At 73.0% G+C, this 7,050-nt stretch carries 6 protein-coding genes and 1 rRNA gene; 5 read left to right on the forward strand and 2 right to left on the reverse strand.

The features are described from left to right. Positions 1-4: 4 nt before the first annotated feature. Positions 5-1,150: an S-methyl-5-thioribose-1-phosphate isomerase gene (gene mtnA / locus RM704_RS30430; RefSeq protein ID WP_033524931.1), complete on the reverse strand. Its 1,146-nt coding sequence runs from the start codon at positions 1,148-1,150 to the stop codon at positions 5-7. 140 nt (positions 1,151-1,290) lie between these two features. Between mtnA and RM704_RS30435 the strand changes: the two genes are divergently transcribed. The 5 genes from RM704_RS30435 to RM704_RS30455 are packed head-to-tail and all read left to right on the forward strand — an operon-like array spanning position 1,291 to position 6,886. Beyond that, positions 1,291-2,667 carry a DUF7847 domain-containing protein gene (locus tag RM704_RS30435; RefSeq protein ID WP_033524930.1) on the forward strand — a complete coding sequence of 459 codons (1,377 nt, stop codon included), beginning with the start codon at positions 1,291-1,293 and terminating at the stop codon, positions 2,665-2,667. A 40-nt stretch (positions 2,668-2,707) separates the two neighbouring features. Further along, on the forward strand, positions 2,708-3,397 hold the full coding sequence (locus tag RM704_RS30440) for a DUF4129 domain-containing protein (protein WP_033524929.1): 690 nt from the start codon (positions 2,708-2,710) through the stop codon (positions 3,395-3,397). Next, positions 3,394-4,587 carry a DUF4350 domain-containing protein gene (locus RM704_RS30445; protein WP_033524928.1) on the forward strand — a complete coding sequence of 398 codons (1,194 nt, stop codon included), beginning with the start codon at positions 3,394-3,396 and terminating at the stop codon, positions 4,585-4,587. Before RM704_RS30440 ends, RM704_RS30445 begins: the two co-directional genes overlap by 4 nt. Then, on the forward strand, positions 4,587-5,576 hold the full coding sequence (locus RM704_RS30450; protein WP_107072194.1) for an AAA family ATPase: 990 nt from the start codon (positions 4,587-4,589) through the stop codon (positions 5,574-5,576). The genes RM704_RS30445 and RM704_RS30450 overlap by 1 nt, the downstream gene beginning before the upstream one ends. Beyond that, a complete protein-coding gene (locus RM704_RS30455; RefSeq protein WP_033524926.1) occupies positions 5,576-6,886 on the forward strand; it encodes a DUF58 domain-containing protein in 1,311 nt (436 codons plus the stop codon). The genes RM704_RS30450 and RM704_RS30455 overlap by 1 nt, the downstream gene beginning before the upstream one ends. A gap of 87 nt (positions 6,887-6,973) precedes the next feature. On the opposite strand, the gene rrf is transcribed toward RM704_RS30455, so the two are convergent. Then, positions 6,974-7,050, reverse strand: a 5S ribosomal RNA gene (gene rrf / locus RM704_RS30460); the annotation flags it as partial.

Below are 7,050 nucleotides of genomic sequence, written 5' to 3' on the forward strand. Positions count from 1 at the left end.
TTAACTAAATCGTTACCTGGCGTGACCTGTCACACAGCTCGGCAAGCGCATCAGCGGTCACGGGCGACACAGCCCCTTCCTCGGTGACGATCGCCGTCACCAACTCGGGCGGCGTCACATCGAACGCCGGGTTGTACGCCTGGGTCCCCAGGGGGGCCACCGCGATCCCACCTCCCGCCTCTGCTCCCGCCATCGGCACCTGAGGTGCCGTGATCTCCGTCACCTCATGACTCGCGCGCTGCTCCACCTCGATGGACGCCCCGTCCGGGGTGCCCAGATCGATCGTCGTCACCGGCGCCACCACGATGAACGGCACGTGGTGGTACCGGGCGAGCACCGCGAGCGGATAGGTCCCGATCTTGTTCGCCACCGAACCGTCGGCGGCGATCCGGTCGGCCCCCACCAGCACCGCGTCCACCTCCCCCGCGGCGAACAACGAGCCCGCGGCATTGTCCGTGAGCAAGGTGTACGCCATTCCGCTGCGCGCCGCCTCATAAGCGGTCAGCCGAGCACCCTGCAGCAACGGCCGCGTCTCGTCCACCCACAGCCGCCGCAGCCGCCCCACACGGTGCGCCGCGAGCGCCACCGCGAACGCCGTGCCCTCACCCCCCGACACCAGCGACCCGGTGTTGCAGTGCGTGAGCACCCGGTGTCCACCACCGGGCAGCAGCTCGTCGAGCAGCACCAGCCCGTGCGCGGCCATGCGGGAACTGGCCTCGGCGTCCTCCCGGTGCAGCGCCCGCGCCGCGGCGAGCGCCGCCTCCGCGGCCTGCTTCCGGTCCCCCGAGCGGCCGAGCTCGGCCCGGTGCGCGGCCCGCGCCCGGCGCACCCCGACCGCGAGGTTCACCGCGGTGGGCCGTGCGCCTTCCAGCGCGTCGGCGGCCTCTTCCACGTCGAACCCTCGCACGGCGGCGAGCGCGACGCCGTACGCCCCGGCGATGCCCAGCAGCGGCGCCCCGCGCACGGCGAGCGAACGGATCGCCTCCACCAGCGCGGGCGCGTCCGTGCACACCAGCTCGACCTCCTCGGCCGGCAGTCTCGTCTGGTCGAGGAGGACCAGGACGGGGCCTTCGGGTGGCTCGTCCCAACGGATCGTCGGTATCCCGGTCGGCCGGATGTCGTCGCCGGATCGCGCGTACTGATCAGCCATGCGGTCAGTCTGCCCCGTATCCGTCGGACAATTGAAGGTGCGCAGCGCATACGGCCCCCGGTCACTTCCCGGACACCGCGTGGCACGATGGGCGCCAACCTGCCGCCGCGACCGCGGACGAGCACCGTGAAGGAGCGACGATGAAGGACACTCCGGGCTGGGCCTCGCCCGGATCCGCCCCCTCGGGCGGTCAGCAGCCGGACCAGCAGGGCTCCGCACAGCCGACGGACCCGACCGGGACCGGCCAGGCGCAGCCGACGGCTCAGCCCGGCGCTGACCAGGCGCAACCGCCGTCCAAGTGGTCCAAGGACCAGCCGCCGCCCGCCCAGTGGTCCGCTCCGAACCCGCAGGCCCCCGGCCAGACCTCGCCACCACCGCCCGGCCCGGGCTGGGGCGGCCACCCCGGCCCCCAGCAGCACCCCGGCCCCGGCGGCCCCGGAGCCCCCGGCGGCCACCCCGGCTACGGCGCCCCCGGCCCGGGCTACGGCACTCCCGGCTGGGGCAGCGGCTGGGGCGGCCCCCCGCCCGCCGCCAAACCCGGCGTGATCCCGCTGCGCCCGCTCGGCATCGGCGAGATCCTCGACGGCGCCGTCTCCACCATGCGCACGCACTGGCGCACGGTCCTCGGCATCTCCCTGACCGTCGCGGTCGTCACGCAGATCGGGGTCATCCTGCTCCAGGGCCTCGTCCTCAACGACACCGCGAGCACCGACGCCCTCAACGACCCGACCGCCACCCCGGGCGAACTGGTCCGCGCCCTGGGCGACACCCTGCTGAGCACCTCGGTCGTCATGGTGATCTCCCTGCTGGGCACCATCATCGCGACGGCCCTGCTCACGACCGTGACCAGCCGCGCCGTCCTCGGCAAGTCGGTCACCACCGCCGAGGCATGGCGGGACGCCCGCCCGCAACTGCTCCGCCTGGGCGGCCTGACCATCCTGCTGCTCCTGATCGCCGTCCTGATCTTGACCGTGGGCGTGACACCCGGCATCCTGCTCGCCGCCGGAGGCTCCACCGGAGCCGGCGTACTCCTCGCCCTCTTCGGCGGACTCGGCGCCTTCGTGCTCACCGTGTGGCTGATGATCCGCTTCTCGCTCGCCTCTCCCGCCCTGATGCTGGAGAAGCAGGGAGTCCGCAAGTCGATGAGCCGCTCGGTCAAGCTGGTGCGCGGCTCGTGGTGGCGGGTCCTCGGCATCCAGCTGCTCGCCGCGATCATCGCCTACGTCGTCGCGTCGATCGTCGTGATCCCCTTCTCCTTCGCGGGCGCGGCCCTCGACGGCGACGGCATCTCCGGCCTCCTCGCCACCGGCGGGACCGCACTGGGCTGGACCTACCTCGTCATCAGCGGCGTCGGCGCGGTGATCGGGTCCACGCTCACCTTCCCGATCAGCGCCGGTGTCACCGTGCTCCTCTACATCGACCAGCGCATCCGCCGCGAGGCCCTCGACCTCGAACTGGGCCGCGCCGCAGGCCTCCAGGGCTACGGCGACGCCCCGGGCGCCACCCCGGGGAGCTGATGGGGTGACACGGTCGGGGGGAGCACTGACAGCCGTACCGATGTCGTGGCGCTCGGCGGACGAGCCACCCATCACCCTCCCGCGCGATCCCGCGCGGGAGGCGGCCCGTCGTGAGCTGTCCAAGGGCATGTACCACCAGAACGACCCCAGTTGGTACGAGCGCGCCCTGGACGCCTTCTGGGACTGGCTCGACAAGGTGTTCGATGCCGCCTCGGCCGCCACCCCCGGCGGCACACTCGGCCTCGTCGTCATCGTCCTGGCCGTCCTCGCCCTTCTCGCAGCACTGTGGTGGCGCCTCGGCACCCCGCGCCGCGCCCCGACCTCCTCCGCCGTGCTCTTCGACGACCGCCCGCGCAGCGCCGCGGAACACCGCGCGGCCGCCGAGGCACAGGCCACCCAGGGCCACTGGAACCAGGCCGTCCAGGAACGCATGCGCGCCGTCGTCCGCTCCCTGGAGGAACGCGCCCTGCTCGACGTCCGCCCCGGCCGCACCGCCGACGAGGCGGCCTCCGAAGCAGGCTCGGTACTGCCCGCGCACGCGGACCGACTGCACACCGCCGCCCGGGACTTCGACGACGTCACGTACGGCGGCCGATCCGCCGCCGAAGGAACGTACCGCCGCCTCGCCGCCCTCGACACCGACCTCGAGCGCAGCAAGCCCGCGCTGGCGAGCAGCACCCCCAGCACCACGACCAGGACCCCGAGTACCCGCCCGGGAGCCGCCGAATGACCACCGAGACCACGCTCCCCTCCACCTCGGTCTCGCCCACCGCCCGCCAGGTGTGGACCCGGGCGCGCGGTGTCGTGCTCGCGGCAGTGATCCTCCTGGCGGCAGCCGTGGTGATCGCCGTGATCCGCTCCGGCGCCGAACACGGTCGCCTGGACCCGCGCGCCGCCGACACCGACGGCAGTCGCGCCGTCGCCGAACTGCTCGAAGACCGGGGCGTGTCCACCCGGCTGGTCACCACACTCGACGAGGCAAGCGCAGCCGCCGACCCGGACACCACCCTCCTGATCGCCGTCCCCGACCTGCTCACCGACTCTCAGCAGAGCCGCCTGCACGAGGCGACCGAGGCCTCCGGCGGCCGCACGGTCCTCGTCGCCCCCGGCCCCCCGTCCGTGAGCGCCCTCGCCCCCGGCGTCACCGCCGACGCGGCACTCAGCCTCGACTCCACACTCACGCCACGCTGCGAGCTGCCCGCCGCCCGCCGCGCGGGCAGCGCCGACACCGGCGGGCTCCGCTACCACGTCACCGCCCGCGCCGCCGACACCTGCTACCCCGAGGACGGTTTGCCCACCCTGGTGCGCGTCCCGGCAGCCACCGGGGACGGCGACACCGTCGTCCTCGGCGCCCCCGACATCCTCCTCAACAGCAGCCTCGACGAGCAGGGCAACGCCTCCCTCGCCCTCCAACTCCTCGGCTCGCGCCCCCATGTGGTCTGGTACCTCCCCTCGCTCGCCGATGACTCGGCCCCCGACTCGGGCAACCGCAGCTTCTTCGAACTGCTCCCCTCGGGCTGGTTCTGGGGCACCCTGCAACTCTTCGTCGCCGGCGCCCTCGCCGCCCTGTGGCGGGCACGCCGACTCGGCCCCCTGGTGCCCGAGAAACTCCCCGTCGCGATCCGCGCCTCCGAGACCATCGAAGGCCGCGCCCGCCTCTACCGCAAAGCCAACGCCCGCGACCGCGCGGCCGCCGCTCTTCGCTCCACCACCCGCACCCGCCTCGCCCCCCTCGTAGGTGTCCCCGTCTCCCGGGCCCACACGCCCGAGGCCCTGCTCCCCGCCCTGTCCGCCCACCTCCACGGCGACGGACAGCCCCTGCACGCCCTCCTCTTCGGCCCGCCGCCCAGCGACGACAAGGCCCTCATCGCCCTCACCGACCAACTCGACGCCCTCGAAAGAGAGGTACGCCGTTCATGATGGACCCGACCACTGACAACGCCGGGACCACCGGGGACCCGGGCGCCGCCCGTGCCTCCCTGGAGGCCCTGCGCGCCGAGATCGCCAAAGCCGTGGTCGGCCAGGACCCCGCCGTGACCGGCCTCGTAGTCGCCCTCCTCTGCCGCGGACACGTCCTACTAGAAGGAGTCCCCGGGGTGGCCAAGACGTTGCTCGTCCGGGCCCTCGCGGCCGCGCTCGATCTCGACACCAAGCGCGTCCAGTTCACCCCGGACCTGATGCCGAGCGACGTCACCGGCTCCCTCGTCTACGACACCCGTACCGCCGAGTTCTCCTTCCAGCCCGGCCCGGTCTTCACCAACCTCCTCCTCGCGGACGAGATCAACCGCACCCCGCCGAAGACCCAGTCCTCCCTGCTGGAGGCCATGGAGGAACGCCAGGTCACCGTCGACGGCACCCCCCGCCCGCTCCCGGACCCGTTCCTGGTCGCGGCGACCCAGAACCCGGTCGAGTACGAGGGCACCTACCCCCTCCCCGAAGCCCAACTGGACCGCTTCCTCCTGAAACTGACGGTCCCGCTCCCGTCCCGGCAGGACGAGATCGACGTCCTCACCCGTCACGCCGACGGCTTCAACCCCCGCGACCTGCGCGCCGCCGGCGTGCGCCCCGTCGCGAACGCAGCCGACCTCGAAGCCGCCCGCGCCGCCGTGGCCAAGACGACGATCTCCCCCGAGATCACCGCCTACGTGGTCGACATCTGCCGCGCCACCCGCGAATCCCCGTCCCTCACCCTCGGCGTCTCCCCGCGGGGCGCCACTGCTCTCCTCGCGGCCTCCCGCGCCTGGGCCTGGCTGACGGGCCGGGACTACGTCATCCCCGACGACGTGAAGGCGCTCGCGCTTCCGACCCTCCGCCACCGCGTCCAGCTCCGCCCCGAGGCCGAGATGGAGGGCGTGACAGCCGACTCGGTCATCAACGCGATCCTCGCCCACGTCCCCGTGCCCCGCTGATGGCCCCCACCGGACGCGCCGCGCTCCTCGCGGCCCTCGGCACCCTCCCCGTCGGCATCTGGGAACCGAGCTGGGCGGGAATTCTCGCCGTGAACGCTCCCCTGGCCCTGGCATGCGCCTGTGACTACGCCCTCGCCGCACCCGTGCGCCGCCTGGGGCTCCTGCGCTCCGGCGACACCTCCGCACGCCTGGGCGAGGCCGCGGACGTCACCCTCACGGTCGCCAACCCCTCCAACCGGCCCCTGCGCGCTGAACTTCGCGACGCCTGGCCTCCCAGCAGCTGGCTCCCCGGCACCGAGGTGACCGCATCCCGCCACCACCTCACGATCCCCCCAGGCGAGCGACGTCGCCTCACCACCCGCCTACGACCGACCCGTCGGGGTGACCGCCAGGCCGACAGGGTCACGGTCCGCTCGTACGGCCCCCTCGGCCTCTTCGCCCGCCAGGGCAGCCACCGAGCCCCCTGGACCGTACGCGTGCTCCCCCCGTTCACCAGCCGCAAGCACCTGCCGTCCAAACTGGCCCGCCTGCGCGAACTGGACGGGCGCACCAGCGTCCTGACCCGAGGCGAGGGCACAGAGTTCGACAGCCTTCGCGAATACATCCCCGGCGACGACACCCGCTCCATCGACTGGCGCGCCACAGCCCGCCAGTCGTCGGTGGCCGTACGGACCTGGCGTCCCGAACGCGACCGCCACATCCTCCTCGTCCTGGACACCGGCCGGACCTCGGCGGGCCGCGTGGGCGACGCCCCCCGGCTCGATGCCTCCATCGACGCGGCTCTCCTCCTGGCCGCCCTCGCGTCCCGCGCCGGCGACCGCGTGGACCTTCTGGCCTACGACCGCCGTGTACGAGCTCTCGTCCAGGGCCGCGCAGCAGGTGACGTCCTTCCGTCTCTGGTCAACGCCATGGCCCTGCTCGAACCCGAGCTCGTCGAAACGGATGCCCGAGGCCTCACCGCCACCGCGCTCCGCACGGCACCCCGCCGGGCTCTGATCGTCCTTCTCACCAGTCTGGACGCGGCCCCCGTCGAACAGGGTCTGCTCCCTGTCCTGTCCCGCCTCACCCAACGCCATACGGTTCTGGTGGCCTCCGTCGCCGATCCGCGCATCGCCCGCATGGCGAAGTCCCGAGGCACCACGGATGCCGTCTACGAGGCCGCCGCGGCCGCCCAGTCCCAAGCGGACCGCCACCGCACCGCCGAACAACTTCGTCGGCACGGAGTCACGGTCGTCGACGCGACGCCGGACAACCTGGCACCGGCTCTGGCAGACGCCTATCTGGCGCTGAAAGCAGCCGGACGCCTCTGATTCCCAGCCCGATTCTCGGGCGGGGACGAGGCTCCCAAAACGCAGAAAGCCCCTGCCGGTCACCCGGCAGGGGCTTTCTCAAGAATTGTTCGGCGGCGTCCTACTCTCCCACAGGGTCCCCCCTGCAGTACCATCGGCGCTGTAAGGCTTAGCTTCCGGGTTCG

It is taken from the genome of Streptomyces gottesmaniae, assembly GCF_031845845.1.
Lineage (GTDB): Bacteria > Actinomycetota > Actinomycetes > Streptomycetales > Streptomycetaceae > Streptomyces > Streptomyces akebiae.

Coding starts and splice junctions, on each gene's coding strand:
- RM704_RS30450 (WP_107072194.1), top strand. CDS start 4,587: ATGGACCCGACCACTGACAACGCCGGGACCACCGGGGACCCGGGCGCC.
- mtnA (WP_033524931.1), bottom strand. CDS start 1,150: ATGGCTGATCAGTACGCGCGATCCGGCGACGACATCCGGCCGACCGGG.
- RM704_RS30445 (WP_033524928.1), top strand. CDS start 3,394: ATGACCACCGAGACCACGCTCCCCTCCACCTCGGTCTCGCCCACCGCC.
- RM704_RS30440 (WP_033524929.1), top strand. CDS start 2,708: ATGTCGTGGCGCTCGGCGGACGAGCCACCCATCACCCTCCCGCGCGAT.
- RM704_RS30455 (WP_033524926.1), top strand. CDS start 5,576: ATGGCCCCCACCGGACGCGCCGCGCTCCTCGCGGCCCTCGGCACCCTC.
- RM704_RS30435 (WP_033524930.1), top strand. CDS start 1,291: ATGAAGGACACTCCGGGCTGGGCCTCGCCCGGATCCGCCCCCTCGGGC.